Below are 24327 nucleotides of genomic sequence, written 5' to 3' on the forward strand. Positions count from 1 at the left end.
AATGAAACTTAAATATCTTCTGGCTGCCAGTGTTGTCAGCCTTTCCGCAGCGGCAGTGATGCCAGCGCCTGTCATGGCGCAGCAGATCACTTCGGGCATTGAAGGCACCGTTTCTGCCGCAGACGGCGCGCCGCTTGCCGGCGCCGTGGTTGTCATCACCGACACCCGCACCGGCCAGTCGCGCACGCTGACCACCGGTTCGGACGGCCAGTTCCGCGTCGACAGCCTCGTCACCGGCGGACCTTACGAAGTGACGGCAACGACCGCTGGTTTCGAAGGCCAGACAGTCGAAAACATCTACATCAACCTGCAGGGCAATTCGCAGCTGACTTTCCAGCTGGCCGCAACCGCTGGCAGCGAAGATAATGTCATCGTCGTCTCGGGCGCCCGGGTGCAGCTGTCGCAGCGCGCCATCGGTCCCGGCCAGTCCTTCGGCACCGACACCATCGAAGCCTTCCCTTCGATCAGCCGCGATGTTCGCGACATCATCCGTATCGACCCACGCGTCAGCCTTGACCGTTCGGACGAAGTTGACCGCGTTTCCTGCCTTGGCGGTAATGACCGCACCAACGCATTTACTGTTGACGGTATTGCCCAGTCCGACCTGTTCGGCCTCAATGGCACGCCTTTTGCCAGCCGCAACTCGCTGCCGCTTCCTTATGATGCCGTGCGCGAAACCTCAGTCGAATTCGCACCGTTCGATGTGCAATATGGCCAGTTCACCGGCTGCGCGATCAACGTTGTCACCAAGTCGGGCGGCAATGATTTCCACGGTTCGGCATTCTTCACCTATGCCAGCGACAGCCTGCAGGGCGACACCGCTGGCGGCGTCGATTTCTCCGGCCAGCCCTACAAGGAAAAGCGCTGGGGCGCGACACTGAGCGGCCCGATCATCAAGGATCGCCTGTTCTTCTTCGCAGCGTATGAAGAAACCGATCTGGCTGACAGCCAGGAAGAAGGCCCGGCTGGCGAAGGCTACCCGGTCGAGCTCGACTTTGTCACGACCGACCAGTTCAACCAGTATTCGCAGATCCTGAGCGATGTCTACGGTTTCGAAGCTGGCGGGCTTGCCCGCAGCCTGCCAGAAAGCAGTGTACGCTATTTTGGCCGTCTTGATGCCTACATCAACGAAGATCACCGGTTGGAAGCCACGTATCAGCGGCTTGAGGAAACCAATGTTGAACCGGACGATTTCTCGCGTTCGAACAACATCTTCACCGGTTTCAACGCATTTGAAGATGAAGGCACTGTCAGCGATTATTACTCGCTGCGTCTTTATTCCGACTGGTCGGACGTGTTCTCCACCGAAATCCGCGCATCGCGCGCGGACGTGCGGGACGTTCAAGGCCCGGTTGGCGGCGGCGAAGCGCAGTCGGGTAATCCCATTCCGCGCATTATCGTCGGCGTTTCCAACAATGGCGAAAACGGCTCCATCGTCAGCGGCCCCGGCTTCTCGCGCGGTGCCAATGACCTGAAAACCACGGTTTCCCAGTTGAAGGCGCTTGGCCGCCTGAATGCTGGCAACCACACCATCACCATCGGCGGTGAATATAACCAGCTGAAGGTCTTCAACCTGTTCGCCCAGAACGCGACTGGTACGCTGACTTTCAACAATCTGGCCGATTTCGCCAATGGCCTCCTGTCAGCCGGCACCAACACCTTCCCCAGCGGCGATGCCATCGTGGCTGGCCAGGCGGCGGGTGCCTATGGCAACTTCACGGCAACCGGTGACATCAATGATGCTGCTGCACGTTGGAAGCGCACAACCTGGACTGCCTATGCGCAGGACGCATGGCAGGTTAACGATCAGCTGAACGTCATTGCCGGTATCCGTGCTGAATGGCTGTCGGGCGATGCGCCAACCGCCAACCCTGCGTTCTTCAACCGCTACGGCTTCACCAACGCCAACAGCTTCGGCAAGATTGACCCTGTCTTCCTGCCTCGCCTTGGCTTCACCTATGAAGTCGATAACACCGGCTTCTTCAGCAATACGCAGATAAAGGGCGGTGTCGGCCGCTTCACCGGCGGCGATCCGGCTGTGTATTTCTCCAACGCTTTCTCCAACAACGGCTTCTCGACCGGCTTTGGCCAGACGGGCAATTCCGCTTGCGGGCCAGCTGGAACCAAGCTCGACGTTACGCCAAACGGCACTTTCACTGGCATTCCGCAGTGCATCGTGACAGCGGGCGGCATTCAGTCGGGCCGTGGTCTGGCTGATACGCAGTCGACCAACCCCAACTTCGAAATGCCAACCGTGTGGCGTGCCAACCTCGGGCTGTCGACCATGTTCGGCACCGAAACCGGCTTCTTCAGCGACTGGCGCATGAATGTCGATTTCATCTACAGCAAGTTCTTCAATCCGGTGGACTTCGTTGACCTTTCGCAGGTTGTGAACCCGGCGCTGGGCCTCGGCGGTTACACGGTTGATGGTCGCCCCATCTACCGCGCGATCGACCCGTCGGTGACTGGCTGTAATGCAGTTCTGCAGAACCAGGGTGGCTTGCCGCCAACCTACACCGGCGTAACCTCGGCTTGCTTCAACACCAGCCGTGACGATGAAATCCAGCTGACCAACGGCAAGAACTTCGAAAGCAAGATTGCTTCGGTGATCCTGTCCAAGAACTGGAACCGCGGCTTCATCACCGATGGCGGTAACATCAACTTCAACCTTGGCTATGCCTATACCGATGCCGAGAACAACCGTTACTCCAGCAGCTCGACTGCGACTTCCAGCTTCGACATCGTCGCAGCAGCGGATCGCCAGAATGTTGATGTGGCAACGGCTGAGTTCCAGACGAAGCACAACTTCACGCTGGGCCTCAACGTTCGTGAGCAGTTCTTCAACGATTACGATACCAGCTTCGGCTTCATCTTCGTTGCCCGTTCGGGTCGTCCATACAGCGTTGTATGGGACAATGGCCCGTCGAGCGTGTTGAACGACAGCGCGAGCGGCGACTTCAACTCGTTGCTTTACGTCCCAACCGGCATCACCGATCCGAATGTCTCGCCTTCCAGCAATCAGGCCGCACTGGCTGATCTGGATGCGTTCATTTCGAGCAAGTCCTGCATCAACAAGTATCGTGGGTCCACCCTGCCGCGTAACAGTTGCACCAATCCGTGGTTCTATGATCTTGATCTGCGCTTCAGCCAGGAACTGCCTGGTCCCGCCAGCGTGTTCGGGGTCACCGACGACAAGCTGAAGCTGTTTGTGGATTTCGACAACTTCCTGAACCTGATCGACAGCGGTTCGAACGTGTTCAAGCGGTATCGTTATTCGGAAGCCGCAGCGCGGGTTGACGGCATCGATTCAGCCGGTCGCTACATCTACTCACGCGCGCTCGATTATGGTGCGCCAGTGGTGCAGTCGAGCTCCTCGCTGTGGAAGATCCAGCTGGGTGTAAGCTACGAATTCTAATCGCTTCGATTAGTCGTAAAAATACAGACGGCGGCACCTGTGGGTGCCGCCGTTTGCATGTCCGCCATTCTCGTTATCGCCAGGCTCGGTCGGCTTGGCTCGTTCTGGCCTGGCTCGTTCTTTCTGGGCCGTTCAGGCAGCGCGCAGCAATTCTTCCGCCAGCCGTTCGCGATCTTCGCTTGCGCCTTGTGCCTTGAGCGCCCGCTCGAATGCGAGAGCCTTGCTGCCAAGGTTTTCTTCGCCGAACATTCCCGCAGTTCCGGCCAGCTTGTGGACGATGCGGGCCAGCTCTTCCGCGTCTGTCCCTTCCAGCAAGTTCTGGCGCAGGGCATGGGAAACGGCATCCAGCGCTTCCTTGCGGCGGGCCTGCCATTTGGCCAGCAAGGCAGGGGAATGCTGCATGGTGCCTGCCGGTTGCGACCGGGCAGCAGGGGCTAATGGCGCGGGCGCTGTGTCTTCTTGCTGCGGCAGCCAGCGGCGCAATGTCTGCATCAGATCATCCAGCACCAGCGGTTTTGACAGATGGGCCTGCATGCCGGCATCGATCACGGCGCGCTTGTCTTCATCATAGACATTGGCCGTCAGCGCCACGATCGGCAGTTCGCTTGCGCTGATGCCGGCGCTGCGGATGGCCCTTGTCGCAGCATAACCATCACACAGCGGCATCTGTATATCCATCAGCACCAGATCAAACGGTTTGCCCTGCGCGCGCGCGGCCTTGATGGCGGCGAATGCCACTTCGCCGTTTTCCGCAGTTTCAACCTGCTGGCCGCACCGTTCAAGCATGGTGGTCACCAGAATGCGGTTGATGTCGTGATCCTCGGCCAGCAAAATGCGGGCAGACCGGCGCAGGCGCTTGTCCTCGGGCCGTGCCGGTGTGGCAGTCGGGATAGCCGCTTCCTTTGATGGCAGGCGCAGGGGCAATTCGAGCATAAAGCACGATCCGCTGCCCTCGACACTGCTGACCGACAGCGATCCGCCCAGCAATTGCGCCATCTGGCGGCTGATCGTCAGGCCCAGACCCGTGCCGCCATATTTGCGCGATGTGGCATTATCCGCCTGTTCAAACGGGTTGAAAATGCTGTCCACCCGGTTGCTGGGAATGCCGATGCCGGTGTCTTCCACCCCGATCAGCATATTCTGCCCGGACACTGCGGCGCGCAGCGTGATGGTCCCAGCGTCGGTGAACTTCACCGCATTACCAATCAGATTGAGCACAATCTGGCGCAGGCGCAGGCCATCTGACACGATCGCCTGAGGCAGGGCAGGATCAAGGTCCAGCTTGATTTGCAGGCCTTTCTGAATGGCATTGGCGGAATGCAACATGGCGCATGATTGCAGCAGGTGCGCCAGCGGGACATATTCCTGCGTCACTTGCGTCTGGCCTGCTTCGACTTTGGACAAATCCAGAATATCGTTCAGCAACCGCATCATGCTCTTGCCGGATTCGTCGATCAACTGGGCATGGTGGCGCTGGCGTGGAGTGAGATCGGACGCCAGAAGAAGTTCGGTAAAGCCCAGGACCCCGTTCATGGGCGTGCGTATTTCATGGCTCATATTGGCCAGGAACTGCGATTTGGCAGTGGCCGCATTTTCCGCATGCTTGCGCGCACGGACCAGATTACGCTCCAGCTCGACCCGCACGGTAACATTGCGGCAGGACACGAATATGGCATGTTCGTCATCTGCGTCTTCGGGGTCGATGCTGCTGCGCACGCAGTCCGCCTCAATATAGACAGCCTCGCCTTTTTCGTCATCCAGCAGGCGGCGGTAAGTAAACCGTTCCTTGGTGGTTTCGCCCGACAAAAGCCGGCGCTGGATCTCGGTAATCTCGGCTTGTGCATCAGGATGGACCTGGGCATTTGCCCGGTTGCCGACAAAATGTTCCTGCGGAAGGTTGAGGACGGATTTGACCGACGGCGAGGCGTAAGTGCACACGCCGTTCATGTCATATTGCAGCACGGCATCGCTGACATTCTTGGCCAGCATCCTGAACTGCTGTTTACGCATCCGCAATTGCCGCATGGTCCGGTATTGATGGGCAACTGCCGCTGCCACCGGCAGGCTCATGACAAAGCCGCTCACCAGAAAGACCTGCAGGATTATCAGCTGTTCGTTGATCGGCCCGCTGACCAGATTTATCGGGCCATGCCCTGCGGCAGTCATCGCGCTGGCAGTGATTGCCACCTGCGCCAGCGCCAGCGCCGTGCCAAAGCTGCCCAGCCTGAACGCATGCAGCACCAGCACTGGCGCGGTCAGGAACAGGATGGGATATTCGCTTTGCCAGAAAATCGCCAGAGTGGCGAAAAAGCCGCCTCCCATGATGGCCAGCCATTCCAGTCGGTGCCGCCTGACAACAGGGTAATGCCCTCTTAATGTGCCGATAATAACCAGCAGCGGCGGCGCAATCAGCATGATGCCCATGGCATCAGCCACATACCAGCCGGCAAACGCTTCCCAGCTGCCATTGCCGCTTGCCAGCAAGGCCGCAGTGGCCATGGCGGCAGAACCCAGCGGCGCGATGATGGCCGCCAAAAACACAAAGCGGGCAAGGTCCACCACCCGTTCCATATCTGGCGGGACGCGGCTCATCTTGCGCAGCAAAACCAGCGCGACGCCAATTTCCAGGACATTGGCCAAAGAAACAGCGCCCGACATGAACAGCGATGATCCGGCCAGTATGTTGCCGGCAAAACTGCCCGCAAACAGGGCGGGATAGATAAACTTTTCGGATCTTGACCTGAAATGCACCATCAGGCTGATGGCAATGGCGTTTGGCATCCACACTGCGGCAAAGCTGCCTTCACCCTTGGTCATGGCCAGCCCGCCATAGGCAAGCAGCGTGAACCCGGCGAAAGCCGATAGCAGCAGAACGGCCAGCCGCCAGCCGGTAAGGCGCAGCAATTCCGCGTTCGGGAACTGGTCGGCACCCTGCCGCATTTTTTCCAAAGCAGATGCTGGCCTGTTGCCTGTTGCATCTGTAATTGTCAGATTGCCCCTCATCACGGACCCCTTTCAGGAAAGTTATAGAGGGTTAACGGCCAGTTCGGGCGCGGCCACCGGGTCTTGTTTTTCAATTGCAGGCATATGGCATGACGGCTGATACGAAATTTTCCACCACTTCCCGCAAGGTCAAACCGGCGACTTTGGTATTGATCGGGCTGCTGCACATTGCCGCCATCTATGGCCTGGCAAGGGCTTTTGCGCCCGATATGACCAGCAGTGTGGAACGGTCGGTCGTATCGGCCTTTACTGTCACCGTTTCGACGCCAGAAGAAGAAACCCCGCCGGAGCCGGAGCCGGAGCCAGCAGCCGATGAAGGGGCAGCAGGCGAACAGGGCAAGGAAGCTGTGCCCAAGCCTGTGACTGCGCCAACCCGCAAAATCGTGGTCAAGAAGGACAAGCCGGCACCCAAGGCTGCAGCAACCGGCACGGCCAATACTTCGGGCGCAAGGGACAGCGGCGAAGGCACCGGCGCTGCTGGCAGCGGGGCTGGGACCGGCAGCGGAGATGGCGGCAGCGGGCAGGGCAGTGGCGGGCAGGGTAATGGCGGGCAGGGCGGCGGCGCGGTGAACAAGCCTGTGCATGTGTCAGGCGCGATCAACAATGCCCGCGATTATCCTGTGCCGGCAGGCGGCAGATCGGCCCGTCTGGGCACCGAAGTGATTGTCAAAGTCACGGTCGGTAAGGATGGCAGGGCATCCAATTGCAGCGTTTACAAAGCCAGCCCCGACGCCGAAGCAGACCGCATAACGTGCCGGCTGGTGGTGGAACGGCTGGGTTTCAAACCTGCCAAGGATGCCAGCGGCAACCCCGTGGCAGCGCCATTTTACTGGCGCCAGCGGTGGTTCTGAGAAATGAATGGCAAGTGCTGCGGCAGGGTAAGAAGTTTGAAAACCATTTACCTTATGCGCCTGAACAGGCTGGCATTTACAAGCGGGAAATAAAGTGATTCAACCGGTTATCCTGTGTGGAGGAAGTGGGACACGCCTGTGGCCGCGCAGCCGCGTATCCCGGCCCAAGCCCTTCGTCCCGCTGGTGGGCGAATTAACCTTGTTCGAAGCCGCTTTGGACCGCGTTGCAGACCGGCAGGTTTTTGCCCCGCCAATTGTGGTGGCAGGCCCGCAGCACGTCAGTTTTATCGAAGCGCAGGCAGGCCATATTGACGGCTTGCGCATCATTGTGGAACCGGTGGGCCGCAATACCGCGCCAGCCATTGCGCTGGCGGCATCCATTCTTGCCCCAGGCACCATCATGCTGGTCTGCCCCAGCGATCACCACATTGCCGACAAGGCCGCATTCATTCACGCGGCACAAAGCGGCGCGGTGCTGGCAGGCGATAGCTGGCTGGTCGCTATCGGGGTCAAGGCAGACCGCCCCGAAACCGGCTATGGCTACATCCGCATTGGCGAGCCGCTAGGGGCCGGGGCAAGCGGATCACCGCAAGACGGACCATGCCACATGATCGACCGTTTTGTTGAAAAGCCCGATGCAGCCCGCGCTGCCGAATTTCTGGCCGATGGCGGCTATTGCTGGAATGCCGGTATTTTTGTGTTTGGTGCAGGGGCTTATCTGGAAAGCCTTGCCCATAACCGGCCGGATATGGCGCAGAATGCCCGGCTTTCGCTTGGCGATGCTCAGGGCGGAAATTCCCGAGGGGAAAGCCGGCAGGAAGGTCGCCCTCAGGGGCGTAGCGCCCTGATCCACCCTGACAGCACGCAGTTTTCGTCCATCACTGGCGAATCGGTTGATTATGCGGTGATGGAAAATGCCGAAAAGGCAGCGGTGGTGGTGGCCGACATGGGGTGGTCCGATATCGGGAATTGGCGCGCGCTTCGCGATGCGCGCACCGATGGTGGCGGCGGCAACAGTGTTACCGGCACAGCCGACCTGATCGGTTGCCGAAACGTGATGGTCGACAGTGACGGGCCGCGCGTCAGCGTCGTCGGGTTAGATGACATCATCGTCGTCGTCGATGGTAACGACATATTGGTGGTGTCGGCATCGGCCGCGCAGGATGTGGGCAAACTGCCCGGGGCGGCAGGCGCATGACACAAGCCGTCAGGCTGCGGCCCCGTATGGTCGAAAAAATCTGGGGCAGCAGCAGCCTTCCGCCACCGTTCAGCAACAAAGGCGACCAGAGGATCGGCGAAGTCTGGTTTGATGTGCCCCCGGAAATGAACAATGTGCTGGTGAAATATCTGTTCACCAGTGAAAAACTGTCCGTCCAGGTCCACCCATCCGATCTGGATATGCCGGCTGGCCAGTGCGGCAAGGACGAATGCTGGCTGGTGCTGGATGCCGTGCCGAATGCAAGGCTGGCACTGGGGTTCAAACAGGATATCAGCGCGCAGGCGATGCGCGCTGCTGCACTGGACGGTTCGATTGAGGATCTGCTGGAATGGCATGATGCGAGGCCGGGCGATTTTTTCTACCTGCCATCAGGCACGGTGCATGCCATCGGGCCGGGCATCAGCCTGGTAGAAGTGCAGCAAAATTGCGACATTACTTACCGATTGTTCGATTATGGACGGCTGGATCACGGGCGTCCGCGCGCGCTGCATCTGGATCAGGCGGTGGCGGTGGCCATTGGCGCGCCCCATCCTGCCGCATTGCGCAAATCATGCGGTATGGCGGGCAATACTCCCCTGCTGGAAGGGCCGGTCTTCCGCATAGACCGGCTGGCAGGTGCACCCACCGACAGCGTGCTCGCGCGCTATGCTGGCGCCGTGCTGGCAGTGCCGCTGGCAGGGGCCATAAAGGTAGACACGCTGACTGTCAGGGCAGGCGAATGCTGCCTGCTGCCAGACCTTGCCAGCGCGGATTTTTCCCAATCCCTGTCAGCCCTGATTACCCAGCCGGTGCGCCAGTGCCTCGCCGAAGACTATGCGACGGTGAATTTCGCCAGCAACTGAGCAATGTCATCCTTGGTATAGGGTTTTTTCAACACTGCCATGGCGCCCTTTTCATTCAGCTCGTCCGCCATTTCGCCGTAACCTGTGGCAAAGGCGAAGGGAATCCGCAGGCTGTGCAACTTCTGGGCGACCAGATCGCTGGTTTCGTCGCCAAGGTTGTAATCAAGAATGGCCAATTGCGGCGCGTCATCCTCAATAAGGCGCAGGGCAGCCTTGACCGTGCTGGCCATTGTCACCGTATCAATGCCGAGCTGCCGCAGGCAGTCTTCGGAATCCAGCGCAATGATCATGCTGTCTTCAACCAGCAATACGTGGTTCAATTCGTCGGCAATCGGATTGTCAGACGCCGATTGCTCATCGCTAAGTTTTTTGACGGCGTCGGCGCTTTCCATGGCGCGGGTGTACTGCGTTACAAAGCGATTGGGAATGAGGAATTGCGCCTGCACGCCCCCCAGCTTGTAATGCACCTTTGCATCGCCGCCAATTTCATAGGGGATTGACCGTTCGATGATGGTCGAGCCGAAACCGCGGCGCGTCGGCGGCTTCACCGCTGGCCCACCCATTTCGCGCCAGTCGATCAGCAGATCATCATGAATGTCGCGGCTCAGCGTGATGGCAAGCGTGCCGCTGCTGTCGCACAGGCTGCCATATTTGGCCGAGTTGGTCATCATTTCGTGCATCACCAGCGCCAGCACGGTATAGGCTTCCGGCGCGACCAGAACATCAACCCCGCTGATGACAATCCGGTCTTCCTTGCCCGCGAAGAAGGCTTCGGCCTCTGATGTAATCAGTTCCTTCAGCGATGCCGGATTCCAGTTTTCCTTGGTGATGTTGTCATGCGCCTTGGCCAGCGCCGACACGCGGCCACCGATAAGATCGATGAAACTGCCGACATCCCCCGCTTCCGAACGGGACTGATTGATCAGCCCGCGGATGAGGTTGAGGATGTTGCGAACCCTGTGGTTGAGTTCGGCAATCAGCAATTCCTGCTGTTCCTTGGCGCGCGCCAGTTCGCGCACCGCATCGTCAGTAACCCTCAGGATGACTTCCAGCAAGGTGACGCGCAGCGATTCTGCCATTTGCAATTCTGCTTCGGTCCAGTCAGCGCTCTTGTCGTCGATCTGCTGCTGCCATGCGGCAAAGCTTTTACGCGGCGAAAGGCGCGCTTCGCCGTTGGACGTTTCAACCGGTTTTTCCGGATTGCCGGCCCATGTCACAGATTGCTTCAACGGCCGCCGCCACAGCACAAAATAATCTCGCGGCCGCCGTGATACAGGGATGATGAGCGCGCCTGCCAGCCGGTCGGCAAATGCCGCTGCGGCAGGGACATTTTGGGCGAGGTGGGAACTGGCAATGACCGAACTGGTCGCCGACGTGTTCAGCCCGCGTACCAGCGCCTGGAATTCAGCCTCGGTCGGCGCAATCCCGCGCTTCTGGTAATTGCCATCGACATAAGCGCTGGACCCGTCATGCGGGATGACATCGGCGATTGCCTGGCCAAGTGTCGGCAGGCTGTCCACCAGCGAAACACCGCCAGCCAGCCGCGCCATCAGCCGGTCATGTAGCTTGCGCCCATCCTGCCACAGCTGCGATTTGCGTTCCGAAATGGTGCGATCAAGCTGCAGGGAAAAAATCTGCGAGAACAGCTCTGCACTGGTGCGCTGCGAATAGGGCAGAATACGCGGAGTGCGATGGTGGCAGGCAAACAGACCCCATAATTTGCCGCGGATGACAATCGATATGGAGAGCGATGCCGCGATACCCATGTTCTGGAGGTATTCGATGTGCACGGGCGACACAGCCCGCAGGCTGCTGAGGCTTAAATCCAGCGTCTGGCCGTCGAACGAGACACTGGGTTCAATGGGCACCGGCACCGCATTCACATCGCTGATGATGCGAAACAGGTTGCGCAGATACAGGGCGCGGGCCTGCTGGGGGATGTCGGATTTGGGATAGCGCAGGTGCAGAAACGGTTCGAGGTCAGCTTCCACAGCCTCGGCGATCACTTCGCCAGTGCCATCAGGATGGAATTTGTAGACCATCACCCGGTCAAACAGGAGCAGGTCTTTTAGATGTTCAGCAGCGCTCTGACACAGGATGTTTTCGTCCTGATACAGGTCAAGATCGGTGATCATGGGCCGTAAAACGCCGGAACTGTCCGCATGGGATTTGGCATCATGCGGTTCAAATTCGATGACGATATGCCCATCGATCTGATGCAGCGCCACATCCAGCAGCGCTTCCCTGCTTGTCAGGGCCACACCGAATATCCGCTCCACCGTATCGGCATGGCTGATCCGGCGCAAACCTGCCTGCAAGGCGGCCAGCCCTTCGGGCAGAATGAACTGGCTGAGCAACATACCCGCGCCAATATCATCCGTGCTGCCCAGAATTTCTCCGGCGTTGACCGAATGGTGGGTGATGATCCAGTCGCTGTTGACAGCAATCAGGCCGCCAAAAGGCTGGATCATGTTCAACTGGTGTATCGGTTCGCGGTCGCACTGGGTGAGATCGGCTTGCGGATCATTAAGTCTCATGCAGGAATTCTCGTCGGATTAGTGATGCTCGTCGGATTTAAGGTCTTTGCGGTTTCGAAACATGCGAAAACCGCAATGGCGCCGCGTGCCGCACGTTGCGTTGTGGCGTCAGAAACGGGTTGGTCAAGCAACGGTTTTATCGCGCCCCAAAAGGCTGGCATCGCGTCGCCGGCCAGAAATGTAGCAGGCCAGTCTTCGCCGCTGTGGCGGCGCATCCGGGCCAGCATTGTACGGTTGCCCATGGATGATCCCCCCAACGCCCACGCAATGCCCAGCGGTTCAATATCCGCAGCAGGAACAAAGGCAGGGAACTGCACGTCCATCGATGATCCAAGGCTGAACAGATCCTGCGCGATAAGGCCGGACTGGCGCGGCGGCATCAAATGGCCCGGCATATGGGCGGCGCACCATTGTTCTAACGGCACGCGGGCGGCGTATTGAATGTGCAGAAATTGGCAATATTCATCACGGTCTGCCAAATCGAGCGTGCCCAGTGTGGCGTCCAGCGCATCATGCGCGGATTTTGTGATGGTTCGCAATTGCGATCGTAAATTCGGCCGATCCGTTTTCGGTGACACACTTCCCTCCGTACGCAAAGTAACGTGGGATCGTATTCACCGCGTCAACCTGGCGTTAAACGGGGCATACAGCTTGCGCACTGCATCTGGTATCCCCTAACCGCCTAGCGTATCAATTCTCCACATGGCGTTAGGTTCCTGTTTTTTTGCAGGCCATTTGTGGCTGTGAAATCGGTTTTTGCAAGCAAGGTGTGCCTCTGATGATTGCCGAGACTATTCAACTGGCGCTTGCACCGGTTTTTGTGCTGGTGGCTATCGGTAATATCATGAACCTGCTGTCCACTCGCCTTGGCCGGGTGGTGGACCGCAGCCGGATGATGCAGGCGCGCCACAAAGAAACCGAAGGGGCAGAGCACGACCAGCTGGTGCTTGAATTCCGTTCACTAGACCGGCGCATCCACCTGATCGGCCGCGCCATTTTGCTTCTGGTGCTGAGCGGCCTGACCATTGGCCTGACCGTGGTACTGCTGTTTGTAGGCGAACTGGTGCACAAGAACCTGCCGCAGATGGCCGCGGCTGCCTTCATTGCCGCCATCGGTCTTTTGATGACGGCCCTGCTGCTGTTTCTTCAGGAAACGCGCGAAGCATCGGCCGCCTTGCGCATTCCGGAAGATTATCTGGAGCTTGACCGCTCACTCTAGCGCCCGGGGGCATTCAAGACGGAGCGGCCATTCGACAGAGGCGGCCATTCAGTAGGAAATCTTGCCCTATTTGAGCAGCTTCTGGCCCTGATGTTTGATCGCCCCTGCAATCATCGGCTCAATGAAACTGAGCGCCATCGGCAGGGCAATCTGGAACACCAGCTGGCTGTCTTCAATGTCGACAGTGCCTTTCAAATCCTGCCCCATGGCGCGCACGGTCAGGTTCATGCGGTCTTCGCTGGGCCAGTCGGTCATCACCTCGGCCATTCCGCCCGGAATGTGGTTGGCAATTTCATGGCTGCGGTTGCGCAGGCGATCGCGCACAGTTTCGCGCGGTATATCAAACGGTACGGCAACGCGCATCAATTGGTATCCTTGTTCGTATCAGGGGTCCTGCCCGGTACTATGCCCGGTTTCATGGCGGGGATCATTCCGGCTGAACCATCAGCGGCATTGCCATATTTATAATCGAGATAACGGTGTTTTATCGCCAGATCGTCCAGCGCGCCATCAGCCAGCTGCCGGGTCACACTGTCAATTTCTGCGCTGATCCGGCCAAGCCCTTCCGTCAATTGCTGGTCGGGGGTTGCGCCGGCGCGTGTCTCGCCGCGCAGCTGGGTAGGCACCTTGCGATAGGAATCGACCATTTCGGGCAGATGTTCACCCACCAGCTTGCGCACTTCGCGTGCTGCGGGGTGGTTCTGATCGATGGTCTTCAATTGCAGGCCCAGCGCATCCAGCTGCACGCCGATCTGATCGACCATGGTGATAGCCGGCGGCGGCAGGGCCGGGCGCTGCGCTTCCAGCCACAATTCCGTCCGTCCGACCATTTGCGCAACATCGCCCTTGGTCAGATCAGCCCGGTTGGGCACTTTCATTTTGGGAAAAACGGTGAACGCGGCAATTGCCGCAAGAATGGCGAAGAAAGTCACCATCACGCCTGCAAAACCGATCCCGTCAATAATCAGGCCTGCCATCATCGCGGCAATCACAATGGCGCCAATCGCCATCACGATGCGCTTGACCTTGCGCACCATATGCTGCGTTTTCAGTTCGGCTGAGCCCTTGCCAATGGACACACGGCGCCCGCCCTGCCGCTGCACTTGCAGGCTGTTGCCTGCAGCCGACATGATGCGGTCGCTATCCCGGGTAAGGTCGGCCATCAGCCTTCAATCGACAGGAGGCTGGATTCGCTCACCTGCTTTGATGCTTGCGCCTGCCCTTCGGCGCGGGCGATATAGCCTTTGGATTTCTGCACTTCATCCGACAGCACATTGACGGTCTGCTTCATGGAAGACAGCGCTTCCAGCTTGAACCGGTCAACTTCATCCATCGTATCGTAGATATTCTGGAACGCGCGCTGCAATGTTTCCAGCGGGATGGTGGAACTGGCGGCCTGCTGGTGAATCTTGCCGGTCTGGTCGCGCAGCATGGTGCTGGTGGAATCGATGATGCCGGCGGTGGTTTCATTGAGCGCGGTAATCTGGCCCAGCACCAGCCGCTGGTTGGTCATGGCTTCGGCCACGGTCACAGCTGTGCGTAATGCGCCCACGGTGGTGGTGCTGGCGCGGTCCACGCCCTTGACCAGTTCGACATTGTTCTTTTTGACCAGGTCCAGCGCAAGATAACCCTGCACGCTGACGGCCATCTGGGTCAGCAAATCCTGCGTCCGCTGGCGAACATAGAACAGCGCGGTTTCGCGCACCGCCTTGGCCTTGGCCGGATCGGTCGCATCCAGTTCCAGCGCCTTTTCTTCCAGCTTATCATCCAGGCTTTTGGAAATGACGATCATCTGTTCCAGATTGCCCATGGCTTCCCACAGTTTCTGACGTTCCACATCAATGGCGGCATTATCCATGATCAGCTCGTCCTTGCCCGACGCAAGATTGCCAAGGATGGACTGGATATGCGTCTGCGCGCTTTGATAGCTGCGGAAATAATTGGTCAGCTTGTTGCCGAAAGGAATGATGCCGAGAATCTTGCGTGGGCCGGACAATTTGCCCCGCTTGCCAGGGTCAAGGTCTTCCACCACGCGGCGCAATTCCGCCAGATCGGCGCCTACGCCTTCATCCTTGTCCATCGCGCGGATCGGCCGGTCGAGGAACCGGTTGGACATTTGCGAGGCGGCAGCAATTTCCTTGCGGCCCATATTGGTCAGCTGATCCACTTTCTGGCCAAATTCAGGCGAATTGGCATCTGCTGCGATCAGGTCGGCCACAAATGAATCGACCTTGGTCTGCAATTTGGACTGAATTTCCTCGGATACAGGAACCAGCCCGGCGGCCTTTTCGGCAGTCACCTTCGGCACCGGATCGGGCGCGGTCAATTCCAGATCAATCGCGGTAGCGGTTCTGGTTTGGCCATTGTTCTGCGATGCGCTCATCTGTTGATACCTGTTTTTGCGTGGCTGCCAGTGGCAGCGAAATTGAACTTTCGACAGTGTATTAAGGTCATAAGACACGAAGTTCAAGATTTTTGCCGCATGGCGCAGGCTTCGTCCATCCTTTCATATGAAAAACAATCACGCTAACGCTTTACCGCAGTACGCATCATCGCCAGGGGCACAATGACACAGGACGACCCGGCAACGCCGCCAAAACCCGTCTCGCAATCGTTTGGCTGGGTCATCCTCAGCTGGCGCAGATGGTGGCGTGATGCCGTTGTCGGCACGGTCGATCAGGCAGCAGTGATTGAAAAACGCCGTGAAGACGGCGCCATGACATCGCGTTACATGTTCATGATTGCCATGTCTGGCGGCATTGCCATTCTGGGCCTGTTGCTGTCATCGCCAGCAGTGGTGATCGGCGCGATGCTGCTGTCCCCGTTGATGGGCCCGATCATGGGCCTTGGTTTTGCCATGGCCATCGGGGATTTTGGCTGGATGCGCCATTCGGCCAAGTCACTTGCCTATGGTTCGCTGGTGGCCATCGGCTTGTGCGCGCTGGTGGTGTTCCTGTCACCATTGCAGACCGTGACGACTGAAATCGCGTCGCGCACGCGGCCCAATCTGTTTGATTTGCTGGTGGCGCTGTTTTCATCGCTGGCCGGCGCCTATGCCATGATCCGGGGGCGTGAAGGCACCATTGTCGGCGTGGCCATTGCCACGGCCTTGATGCCGCCGCTGGCAGTGGTCGGCTTTGGTATCGCGACGGTTAACTGGACGGTATTTTCCGGCGCGCTGCTGCTGTTCTTCACCAATCTCATGACCATTGCGCTGACCGCTGCCGTGATGGCGCGGATCTATGGGTTCCGCACCACCCTCAGCAGCCGTCAAACGCAGTTCCAGAACATCATCATCATTTTCGCTTTCGTGGCTCTGGCTGTGCCGCTGGGCTATGCGCTGCGGACCATTGCCTGGGAAGCCAACGCATCGCGTCAGGTGCAGGCAGAACTGATGGATGAATTTGATGGCCGGGGCAGGATTTCCCAGCTCGACATTAATTTCGACCGCGAGCCGATCGAGGTTTCGGCAACGATTCTGACGCCCAGACTGATGGATGACGCAGAAGCGCGCGGTGCCCGGTCTATCGGCAGGGCGCTGGATGCGCCTGTCAATCTGGTGCTGACGCAATATCAGGTGGGGACCAGCAAATCAGCGGCTGAAAAAGCGCAGCTGGCGTCTGCAAGCCGGCAGGAAGAAGTGGCCAATGAACGCGCCAATGCACTGGCGCAGCGGCTGGCGCTGATCGCAGGCGTGCCTGAGGATGACGTGCTGGTCGATCGGCAGCGGCGGCGCGCACTGGTCAAATCTGCCGTGCTGGATGGGGCCACGCTGGCTGCCTATCGCGCGCTGGAAATGCGTATCAGCAGCACCGAGCCTGAGTGGCAGATCGAACTGATCCCGCCGCCGCTACCGCTGCCTGCCATCATTTTTGAAGATGGCGAGCCGACAGCTGACGGTCTGGCGAAAATGGCGGTTGTGGCCTGGGCAGCGCAGCGGCTTGATGCCGGAATTCGGCTGGCTGGCCCCGCCGACGAGGTGGAAAAGGCACGCGCCATCATTGCCGCCAAAGACGTGGCCATTGAAACGGAAACTCGCAGTGGGCGGCTGACAGTCGGGTGGCTCAAACCCGGCGAATAGCGCTCACGCAGCGAAGGGCAGTTCCAATGGCTGGATGTCGCCTGACAGATACAGCCGCTTGGCCTTGGCCCGGCTCAATTTTCCGGAACTGGTGCGCGGCAGGCTGCGCGGCGGCACCAGTTCCACCACACAGTTCATGCCCGTGATGGACCGCACCTTGTCGCGGATCTGTTCGTGCAGTTTCACCCGTTCGTCAGGGTCCGAAACGCGGCAATGGACCAGCACTGCGGGCGCTTCCTCGCCATTTTCGGTTTCCACGCTGAAGGCGGCAATATCGCCATGGTTGAAGCCGGGCAGCTGTTCCACCGCCCATTCAATGTCCTGCGGCCAATGGTTCTTGCCATTGATGATGATCATGTCCTTGGCGCGGCCCACGATGAACAGATAGCCATCGGCCATATAGCCCATGTCGCCTGTATCCAGCCAGCCATCGACCAGACATTCCTCGGTCGCTTCCGGGTTGCGGAAATAGGAATGCATCACGCTGGTGCCGCGGCACCAGACCTTGCCGATCTGATGGTCGGATTTCACGCTGTCCTTGGGGCCGCGGATTTCCACTTCCATTCCGGAAATCGGCTTGCCGCAATTGACAATGGCGCGATAGCGGGCGGGGCGCGACAGGTCGCGCGGGGTGCCGGACAGTTTTTCTTCTTCCACCAATTCAACCTTGATGCCTTCACGCGGCGGCATCACGGTCACAGCCAGCGTGGCTTCGGCAAGGCCGTAGCTGGGGGTGAAGGCATTGGCCTTGAACCCGGCTTCGGCAAAAGCGTTGACGAAATGCTGCATCACGTCAGGCCGGATCATGTCCGCGCCATTGCCCGCCGTGCGCCAGCGGGACAGGTCGAACCGTTCGGCCACATGGCTCTGGCTGGAAATGCGGCGGGCGCAAATATCATAGCCGAATGTAGGCGAATAGCTGAGCGTGGTGCCTTCATTGCGGCTGATGAGATCAAGCCACGCCAGCGGGCGGCGGGCAAAATGCTCGGTTTTCAGATAATCAGCCGAAACCTGGTTGGAAATCAGCGACAGGAAACAGCCGACCAGCCCCATGTCATGATACCATGGCAGCCAGCTGACCACGCGGTCATTGCTGCCGATATCCATCGAAATGGCGTGGCCGGCCAGATTATCCAGCAAGGCGCGGTGCGTCACCGCGACGCCGGTGGGGAAACGGGTGGAGCCGCTGGAATATTGCAGATAGCAGATATCGTCCGGTGATGGCGGGGCAAGATCGCATTCGGGCGCATCCAGCGCGGCAAAGCTGATCCAGTCCATGCCTTCACAGCCCTGCCGCGCAGCTGCAGCAGCAGCCATTTCAGAAATTTCTGCCGGATAGAGCAATAATTTCGGGTCAGAGCTTTCCAACTGGACTGCCAGCTGATCAATATAGCTGTCTTTTCCGCCAAAGGTGGTCGGCAGTGGCAGCGGGACGGGCCACGCGCCGGCATAGACTGCGCCGCAGAACAGCGCGGCAAATTCCGGGCCGGTTTCTGCCACCAGCGCCACGCGGTCTTCCTTGCCGATGCCCGCAGCAATCAGCCGGCTGGCCATGGCCAGCGCATCGTCGCGCATTTCCCGGAAGGTATAGACGCGTTCCAGCGTGCCGCGCATATCGTGGAAATTCAGCCCCTTGGCGCTTTGCGCCGCGTAATCGACCGCATCGGTGAAGGTCGCGAAATCCGAACGCCTGCGGGGCAACGGACAATCGTTGGGCGTTGGTTTCAACGCCTGAGGCGTAACTGTGGCATCGGTCATATTTTCTTACGAAACCCGTCATCTACGCGCTTTCAGGGCGCTTCCATCATATTAAAGCAATGCTGAATTACGACCGGCAGCATTGCAAACTTTCCCATTTCATACAGACTGTGGCACGAATAAGGCCAATGACCGAACGCGATCATCCACAATCCCGCAAAAAGCGGCCCCCGCGCCCGCTGGATCAGCAGCGGTTGCAGGAGCTTGGCCTGGCCTATGTAGCACGTTTTGCCACCACCGCAGCCAAGCTTGAAACCTATCTACAGCGCAAACTGCGTGAACGGGGGTGGAACGAGGATGAAAGCGAGCAGCCGGATACGCGCGCAATCGCAGGCCGGTTTGTCGAATTGGGCTATATTGACGATGCTGCCTACGCCCGATCGCGCAGTGGCGGCCTGCTGCGGCGCGGTTATGGCCCACGGCGGGTGGCGCAGGCGCTGAATGCTGCCGGGGTGGATGAACAGATCCGCGCGGAAGTGCAGCCGGGCGACCATGCGATTCGCCAGGCCGCTTTGGCGATGGCGCGAAAACGCCGCTTCGGCCCGTTTGCGTTTGACACCCCGGACCGCGAGAAGCGGGAAAAACAAATCGCCGCAATGTTGCGCGCAGGGCATGGATTTGATTGCGTGCGCGCTATAATGGATGCGGCAAGCGGTGCTGCGGCCGAAAATTGGGCCAACGAGTTTGCTGGCGGCAGCGAAGAAGAGGAATTTTCCTGATTATGCGAACCATTCTGTTAAGCGCGGCGCTGGCTTTATGTGCGGCCTGTTCTCCGCAGCCTGCTGCCGAAGCCGCTCCTGCCGTGACAAAACCGGCAGCGGTGCACCCTGTATCCGGCCTGAAAATTGTGCCGCTGACAGTGACCAATGGCAAGAAACGCCACAGCTTCCGCGTGGAAGTGGCCGCCAGCCAGATGGAACAGGCCAGGGGTCTGATGTTCCGGACGCAGCTTGGCCCGGATGAAGGCATGATTTTTCCGCGCGATGGATATTCTCAGGCCAGTTTCTGGATGAAGAACACGCCCCTGTCGCTCGACATCATCTTTGTTGGCACGGATGGGCGCATCAGCAATATTGCCGCCAACACGGTGCCATATTCGCTGCAATCGGTATCATCGGAAGGCATGGCCAGCCTGGTGCTGGAATTGCGCGGTGGCCGCGCGGCGGAACTGGGCATTGTGGCAGGCGACAAAGTGGAATGGTAAGAATGCCTGAAATGGTAGGAATGCCTGAAATGGCAAGAATGCCTGATACGCTTCGTGCTTGGCCAACACGCCGTTATCGGGTAACCGCGCGCCGCATGAGGTTTATTGCATGAGCATTCTAGGCAAGATTTTCACCTGGTGGAACGGCGCCACCATTGGCACGGCGCTGAACAGCTGGCGTCATGGCGAACAGGTTGGCACTGATGTGCAGGGCAATGCGTATTTTCGCGCCCGCAAGACGCCCGATGGCGCGCGCGAACGGCGCTGGGTCATTTATGAAGGCGCCAATGATGCCAGCCGCGTGCCAGCGGAATGGCATGGCTGGCTGCACGGTTCTGGTGATGACGTGCCGGAAAGCAACCTTCCGCCAGCACATATCTGGGAAGTGGATTACACGCCCAATGCCACTGGCACACACGGCGCATACCGTCCGCAAGGGGCGCTGGAACGCGGCGGCAAGCGCGCCCACGCCACCGGCGATTACGAAGCGTGGACACCGGACAGCTGACCATGCGCAGGGTTTTTTCTGCAACCGCTGTGCTGGCGCCGTTGACCTTGGTCCTTGCGGCCTGTTCGCAAGGCGCGCCCGTGCCTGAAGCTGAAGAAACGGATATTCCCGAAGAATTGCAACAGGCCGCAAAGCCTGAAGCGCCGGTTGCGGTTGATGCCGGCGCAACGCCCATGGCGGACCGCGTGGCCACCATTGGCCTGCTGAACAAACGCAACAACCTGTCGCAGGATCTGGAAATGAAGCCGGGCGAATCGCGCCGGCTGGGCAATGTCATCATTCGCCTGTCCGCGTGTGAACGTACCCCGCCATGGGAATTGCCCAAGGAAACCGGCGCATTCGTTCAGGTTCTGGTGCGCGATACAGGCGGCGCGCGGGACTGGCGCAAGGTTTTTTCCGGCTGGCTATTCAAACAGTCCCCGTCACTCAACGTGGTGGAACATCCGATCTACGATGTCTGGGTCAAGGACTGCGCGATGAATTTCCCTGGCGAAACCTCAGGGGCCGATCCGGCTGACGCTGATGATAAGGATGCGGCCAAACCATCTGCCGCTGTTCCTGCTGAACCGGCACCAGCGCCTGACGATGCGGCGGTCAACAACGCGGCATAGGCGTCCGGCACGGACATATCTGCCCTGGCGCGGGCGTTTTCGAGCAAATCCAGATAGCGTTCCTGCGGCAGGGCAATGGCCCCCATGGTTGCCAGATGGTCGGTCATGAATTGGCAATCCAGCAGCTTTGCGCCGCTTTGCCGCAAGATTGCCACCAGCCATGCCAGCGCCACCTTTGATGCATTGTCCGCGCGGCTGAACATGCTTTCCCCGCAGAATACCTGATCGAAACTTACCCCATACAGCCCGCCAACCAGGTCGCCGCCCATATCACCGCCCATTTCTGGGGTGCGCCACACTTCGATGGAGTGGGCATGTCCGGCATGGTGCAGGGCAAGATAGCTGGCCTCGATCCGGTTGCTGATCCAGCTGCCGTCTTCATCCCCGCGCGGGGCAGCGCACGCTTCAATGATCCGCTCGAACGCCTGGTTGCAGGTGACGCGGAAATGATCCTGCCGCACAATCTTGCGTAGCGATTTTGAACAGCGGAACCCGTCGAGCGGTATAATGGCCCGTTCGCGCGGCTCGACCCAGAATATCTCCTCGTCGTCCCGCCCTTCCGACATCGGGAAAATCCCGCTGCGATAGGCCATCAGCAATAGGTCTGACGGTATTATGGCCGATGAAGCAGAAGGGAGGGCGGCTGACATGGAACGGCAGTTTAGCGTGAAGACGGGCAATCTGCTATAGTTTGCAAACTAAAGCAGATTGCCCGCCCACACCCACCAGACGGGGCAGGGCGAGCAAGATAGTCACCTGTCTTTCGCAAAGGTGTCTTGCCTTCCCGCCGCCGCCGCTCTAGAGGCGCGGCTGCCTGCAGGAGCGTAGCTCAGTTGGTAGAGCATCGGTCTCCAAAACCGAGGGCCGTGGGTTCGAGTCCCTCCGCTCCTGCCAGGCAATACCGGCCCAACGTCGGCCTTCTCACCAAAATCCCGATGTGACAGCGCCAGTTTGCGCGCGGATTTTGCGTGTCTGCCCCTCCGCAATAGAGCGCGGTTTTGTGGCCCGCCATCCATGCGTCAAAATCCATTCATCGTAAATCCGGGAACCAGTGCGACCAGCTGCACGTTTGGAGCGATGAATGGTTGAGAAACCTTTTTTAAAAGGACGGTCATCATGTCTAGCTTGAGCTTTCGCAGCAGTCCTCCTGATGGTTGGATTTCGCCGCGGCCCTATAGTGATGCCAATCTGCGTCACCGCAAACTCGGCCCGATCCAGCCTTTGGAAGAACCCGGCTTTTTCTCGCGCCTGTTTTTCAGGAAATAATCCAACACCACAAAAAAGGGCCCGGTCGTTTGCGCGACCGGGCCCTTTTTGTTTGCGGCAGTATTGCCGTTAATATTCTTCTGGCGGTTCGGCGGTCTTGGCCCGGTGATCTGGGCCAGCGGTCCGGTCCCCCTTGGCCAGTTTGAACACCACGCCTGACAGCAATGCCAGCGCCAGCAGGTTAGGCAGGGCCATGGCCGCGTTGGAAATATCGCCCAGGCGCCAGACCAGTTCGGATGGTTGCGCCGCGCCGATGTAAATCGCCACACACCACAGCACGCGCCAGATGTAATGCAACATCTTCTCACCCCGAAGGGTGGAGCCAGGCACGCGGTCATAGATGAAGGTGATCGCGCGTTCGCCGTAATATGACCAGGTCAGCAGCGTGGTGAACACAAACAGCAGCAAGGCCACGCTGGCCACCAGCGTGCCAATCGGCACGGTGCCGATTTCCATCGGGAATGCCGCGGCAAATGCGCCTGATGTCATGGCAAAACCAGTGAGGTCAGATTGCCATGCATGGATCACAGGCTGGCCGCCGCCGGTGAAATTGCCTTCCACCGTCAGAATGACCAGCGCGGTCATGGTGCAGATCACCACCGTATCGATGAATGTGCCGAGCATGGCCATGCGGCCCTGCTGTTCCGGATCATTGGTCTGTGCCACAGCGTGAGCGATCGGGGTCGAACCCTGACCCGCCTCGTTGGAGAACAGGCCCCGCGCCACACCGGCGCGCAGCGCGATGATGATGGCCGCGCCGACAAAGCCGCCGGTTGCTGCCTGCGGATTGAACGCGCCGTAGAAGATGCGGTAGAATGTTTCGCCCAGATCGTTGAAATTGAGGATCAGCGCGATCACGGCCATCACGATGTAAGCGCCTGCCATGGATGGCACGACCTTTTCCGCGACATTGCCGATCGACTTGATCCCGCCGATGATCACCACGAACACTGCGCCCGCCACAATCAGGCCGCCGACCCATTCTTCAATGCCGAACAATTCGTTCAGCCCGTCCGCGACCGCATTGGACTGGATGGCATTGCCGGTAACCAGCGCGGAAAACAGTGTGCCAAGGCAGAAAACGACTGCCAGCCATGTCCATTTGGGACCAAGCCCCATCATGATGTAGCTCATCGGGCCGCCGCGATAGGTGCCGTCAGCGGTTGTTTCGCGGTAACGAATGGCGAGCGAGCCTTCCGCAAAGGCCAGCGCCATGCCGAACAGGGCCGTGACCCACATCCAGAAAATCGCTCCCGGCCCGCCCAGGGCGATGGCCGTTGCCACACCGGCAAGGTTACCCGTGCCGACTTGTCCCGAAAGTGCTGTCGACAACGCTGCAAACGGCGAAATTTCACCGGCACCTGCACTTTTGCGGCCCTTGAACAGGCCGGCAAAGGCGCTGCCCAGCTTTACGATGGGGTAAAATCTGAGGCCCACCATGACCCACAGGCCGATGCCGAGCAGAATCAGGGTCATTGGCGGGAAGGGCAGAACCTCCTGCCCATTCCACAGGCCAGCCCAGATGAAATCCGACACGTTGGTGATTGGTTGAATCCAGGCTTCTGCCCCGGATGGATTTGCGGCCATGAACAGGCTCCCCCTTATGCGTCCCGTAAAGCGCGCCACGCTAAAGGCGCAGGGCAGACAAGACCAGCCCCAAGTTTCGCCTGTTACCGAATGAATCGGGCCAATGATGCGCCGCCGGGCAATTGCGCCCTGGCCGGCTCTGTTCCAGATGGTCTTGCGTTTGGCGGCAGTGCAGCCTAAACGAACGGCGTTTTCCGACATATGTTGGTATTAAAGCCCCTCCCGG

The 24327-nt window shown here is 59.2% G+C and carries 18 protein-coding genes, 1 tRNA gene and 1 pseudogene; 11 read left to right on the forward strand and 9 right to left on the reverse strand.

What is annotated here, in order from left to right; all coding sequences use genetic code 11:
• Window position 1 precedes the first annotated feature (1 nt).
• The gene (locus GRI44_RS00050) at window positions 2–3415 is read left to right on the forward strand and encodes a TonB-dependent receptor (protein WP_160599293.1); all 3414 of its coding nucleotides are present in this window, start codon (window positions 2–4) and stop codon (window positions 3413–3415) included.
• A gap of 132 nt (window positions 3416–3547) precedes the next feature.
• Here GRI44_RS00050 and GRI44_RS00055 read toward each other — a convergent pair whose 3' ends face one another.
• Window positions 3548–6418: an ATP-binding protein gene (locus GRI44_RS00055; RefSeq protein ID WP_160599294.1), complete on the reverse strand. Its 2871-nt coding sequence runs from the start codon at window positions 6416–6418 to the stop codon at window positions 3548–3550.
• A gap of 89 nt (window positions 6419–6507) precedes the next feature.
• Here GRI44_RS00055 and GRI44_RS00060 point away from each other — a divergent pair, with 89 nt between their 5' ends.
• From GRI44_RS00060 to GRI44_RS00070, 3 genes are all read left to right on the forward strand, one after another.
• On the forward strand, window positions 6508–7269 hold the full coding sequence (locus GRI44_RS00060; RefSeq protein WP_160599295.1) for an energy transducer TonB: 762 nt from the start codon (window positions 6508–6510) through the stop codon (window positions 7267–7269).
• Between the two features lie 94 nt (window positions 7270–7363).
• Window positions 7364–8467, forward strand: coding sequence for a mannose-1-phosphate guanylyltransferase (locus GRI44_RS00065; protein WP_160599296.1), 1104 nt, complete (start codon window positions 7364–7366; stop codon window positions 8465–8467).
• Complete coding sequence (locus tag GRI44_RS00070; protein ID WP_232842926.1) at window positions 8464–9330, forward strand: class I mannose-6-phosphate isomerase; 867 nt, start codon at window positions 8464–8466, stop codon at window positions 9328–9330. The genes GRI44_RS00065 and GRI44_RS00070 overlap by 4 nt, the downstream gene beginning before the upstream one ends.
• Here GRI44_RS00070 and GRI44_RS00075 read toward each other — a convergent pair.
• Window positions 9300–11867 (reverse strand): HWE histidine kinase domain-containing protein, encoded by a 2568-nt coding sequence (locus GRI44_RS00075; RefSeq protein WP_160599297.1) that lies wholly within the window; start codon window positions 11865–11867, stop codon window positions 9300–9302. The genes GRI44_RS00070 and GRI44_RS00075 overlap by 31 nt on opposite strands.
• Complete coding sequence (locus GRI44_RS00080; protein WP_160599298.1) at window positions 11864–12406, reverse strand: biliverdin-producing heme oxygenase; 543 nt, start codon at window positions 12404–12406, stop codon at window positions 11864–11866. The genes GRI44_RS00075 and GRI44_RS00080 overlap by 4 nt, the downstream gene beginning before the upstream one ends.
• Before the next feature lie 239 nt (window positions 12407–12645).
• Here GRI44_RS00080 and GRI44_RS00085 point away from each other — a divergent pair, with 239 nt between their 5' ends.
• Window positions 12646–13086, forward strand: a complete 441-nt coding sequence (locus tag GRI44_RS00085) for a DUF2721 domain-containing protein (protein WP_160599299.1) — start codon at window positions 12646–12648, stop codon at window positions 13084–13086.
• Window positions 13087–13152: 66 nt separating this feature from the next.
• Here GRI44_RS00085 and GRI44_RS00090 read toward each other — a convergent pair whose 3' ends face one another.
• The 3 genes from GRI44_RS00090 to GRI44_RS00100 are packed head-to-tail and all read right to left on the reverse strand — an operon-like array spanning window position 13153 to window position 15469.
• Window positions 13153–13449, reverse strand: coding sequence for a polyhydroxyalkanoic acid system family protein (locus GRI44_RS00090; protein ID WP_160599300.1), 297 nt, complete (start codon window positions 13447–13449; stop codon window positions 13153–13155).
• On the reverse strand, window positions 13449–14249 hold the full coding sequence (locus GRI44_RS00095; RefSeq protein WP_232842927.1) for a hypothetical protein: 801 nt from the start codon (window positions 14247–14249) through the stop codon (window positions 13449–13451). The genes GRI44_RS00090 and GRI44_RS00095 overlap by 1 nt, the downstream gene beginning before the upstream one ends.
• Window positions 14249–15469, reverse strand: coding sequence for a toxic anion resistance protein (locus GRI44_RS00100; protein WP_160599301.1), 1221 nt, complete (start codon window positions 15467–15469; stop codon window positions 14249–14251). The genes GRI44_RS00095 and GRI44_RS00100 overlap by 1 nt, the downstream gene beginning before the upstream one ends.
• A gap of 183 nt (window positions 15470–15652) precedes the next feature.
• Here GRI44_RS00100 and GRI44_RS00105 point away from each other — a divergent pair, with 183 nt between their 5' ends.
• Complete coding sequence (locus tag GRI44_RS00105; protein WP_160599302.1) at window positions 15653–17167, forward strand: DUF389 domain-containing protein; 1515 nt, start codon at window positions 15653–15655, stop codon at window positions 17165–17167.
• Between the two features lie 3 nt (window positions 17168–17170).
• Here the strand turns inward: GRI44_RS00105 and GRI44_RS00110 are convergent, their stop codons facing one another.
• Complete coding sequence (locus tag GRI44_RS00110) at window positions 17171–18925, reverse strand: fatty acyl-AMP ligase (RefSeq protein WP_160599303.1); 1755 nt, start codon at window positions 18923–18925, stop codon at window positions 17171–17173.
• A 128-nt stretch (window positions 18926–19053) separates the two neighbouring features.
• Here GRI44_RS00110 and GRI44_RS00115 point away from each other — a divergent pair, with 128 nt between their 5' ends.
• From GRI44_RS00115 to GRI44_RS13920, 4 genes and pseudogenes are all read left to right on the forward strand, one after another.
• A complete protein-coding gene (locus GRI44_RS00115; protein ID WP_160599304.1) occupies window positions 19054–19644 on the forward strand; it encodes a regulatory protein RecX in 591 nt (196 codons plus the stop codon).
• Window positions 19645–19646: 2 nt separating this feature from the next.
• On the forward strand, window positions 19647–20129 hold the full coding sequence (locus tag GRI44_RS00120; protein WP_160599305.1) for a DUF192 domain-containing protein: 483 nt from the start codon (window positions 19647–19649) through the stop codon (window positions 20127–20129).
• A gap of 109 nt (window positions 20130–20238) precedes the next feature.
• Window positions 20239–20637 carry an NADH:ubiquinone oxidoreductase subunit NDUFA12 gene (locus tag GRI44_RS00125; RefSeq protein ID WP_160599306.1) on the forward strand — a complete coding sequence of 133 codons (399 nt, stop codon included), beginning with the start codon at window positions 20239–20241 and terminating at the stop codon, window positions 20635–20637.
• 239 nt (window positions 20638–20876) lie between these two features.
• Window positions 20877–21050, forward strand: a pseudogene (locus GRI44_RS13920) (DUF2155 domain-containing protein); the annotation flags it as partial.
• A gap of 35 nt (window positions 21051–21085) precedes the next feature.
• Here GRI44_RS13920 and aat read toward each other — a convergent pair.
• On the reverse strand, window positions 21086–21898 hold the full coding sequence (gene aat / locus GRI44_RS00135; RefSeq protein ID WP_202386107.1) for a leucyl/phenylalanyl-tRNA--protein transferase: 813 nt from the start codon (window positions 21896–21898) through the stop codon (window positions 21086–21088).
• 168 nt (window positions 21899–22066) lie between these two features.
• Here aat and GRI44_RS00140 point away from each other — a divergent pair.
• Window positions 22067–22142, forward strand: a tRNA-Trp gene (locus GRI44_RS00140).
• A gap of 441 nt (window positions 22143–22583) precedes the next feature.
• On the opposite strand, the gene GRI44_RS00145 is transcribed toward GRI44_RS00140, so the two are convergent.
• Window positions 22584–24101 (reverse strand): alanine/glycine:cation symporter family protein, encoded by a 1518-nt coding sequence (locus GRI44_RS00145; protein WP_160599307.1) that lies wholly within the window; start codon window positions 24099–24101, stop codon window positions 22584–22586.
• Window positions 24102–24327 lie beyond the last annotated feature (226 nt).

It is taken from the genome of Allopontixanthobacter confluentis, from assembly GCF_009827615.1.
Taxonomy (GTDB): Bacteria; Pseudomonadota; Alphaproteobacteria; order Sphingomonadales; family Sphingomonadaceae; genus Allopontixanthobacter; species Allopontixanthobacter confluentis.

Excerpts from the sequence above, each read along its gene's own strand:
- aat (WP_202386107.1), bottom strand. The coding sequence starts at position 21,898 with ATGTCAGCCGCCCTCCCTTCTGCTTCATCGGCCATAATACCGTCAGAC.
- GRI44_RS00070 (WP_232842926.1), top strand. The coding sequence starts at position 8,464 with ATGACACAAGCCGTCAGGCTGCGGCCCCGTATGGTCGAAAAAATCTGG.
- GRI44_RS00060 (WP_160599295.1), top strand. The coding sequence starts at position 6,508 with ATGACGGCTGATACGAAATTTTCCACCACTTCCCGCAAGGTCAAACCG.
- GRI44_RS00055 (WP_160599294.1), bottom strand. The coding sequence starts at position 6,418 with ATGAGGGGCAATCTGACAATTACAGATGCAACAGGCAACAGGCCAGCA.
- GRI44_RS00090 (WP_160599300.1), bottom strand. The coding sequence starts at position 13,449 with ATGCGCGTTGCCGTACCGTTTGATATACCGCGCGAAACTGTGCGCGAT.
- GRI44_RS00110 (WP_160599303.1), bottom strand. The coding sequence starts at position 18,925 with ATGACCGATGCCACAGTTACGCCTCAGGCGTTGAAACCAACGCCCAAC.
- GRI44_RS00120 (WP_160599305.1), top strand. The coding sequence starts at position 19,647 with ATGCGAACCATTCTGTTAAGCGCGGCGCTGGCTTTATGTGCGGCCTGT.
- GRI44_RS00100 (WP_160599301.1), bottom strand. The coding sequence starts at position 15,469 with ATGAGCGCATCGCAGAACAATGGCCAAACCAGAACCGCTACCGCGATT.
- GRI44_RS00115 (WP_160599304.1), top strand. The coding sequence starts at position 19,054 with ATGACCGAACGCGATCATCCACAATCCCGCAAAAAGCGGCCCCCGCGC.
- GRI44_RS00105 (WP_160599302.1), top strand. The coding sequence starts at position 15,653 with ATGACACAGGACGACCCGGCAACGCCGCCAAAACCCGTCTCGCAATCG.
- GRI44_RS00125 (WP_160599306.1), top strand. The coding sequence starts at position 20,239 with ATGAGCATTCTAGGCAAGATTTTCACCTGGTGGAACGGCGCCACCATT.
- GRI44_RS00095 (WP_232842927.1), bottom strand. The coding sequence starts at position 14,249 with ATGGCCGACCTTACCCGGGATAGCGACCGCATCATGTCGGCTGCAGGC.
- GRI44_RS00085 (WP_160599299.1), top strand. The coding sequence starts at position 12,646 with ATGATTGCCGAGACTATTCAACTGGCGCTTGCACCGGTTTTTGTGCTG.
- GRI44_RS00075 (WP_160599297.1), bottom strand. The coding sequence starts at position 11,867 with ATGAGACTTAATGATCCGCAAGCCGATCTCACCCAGTGCGACCGCGAA.
- GRI44_RS00050 (WP_160599293.1), top strand. The coding sequence starts at position 2 with ATGAAACTTAAATATCTTCTGGCTGCCAGTGTTGTCAGCCTTTCCGCA.
- GRI44_RS00145 (WP_160599307.1), bottom strand. The coding sequence starts at position 24,101 with ATGGCCGCAAATCCATCCGGGGCAGAAGCCTGGATTCAACCAATCACC.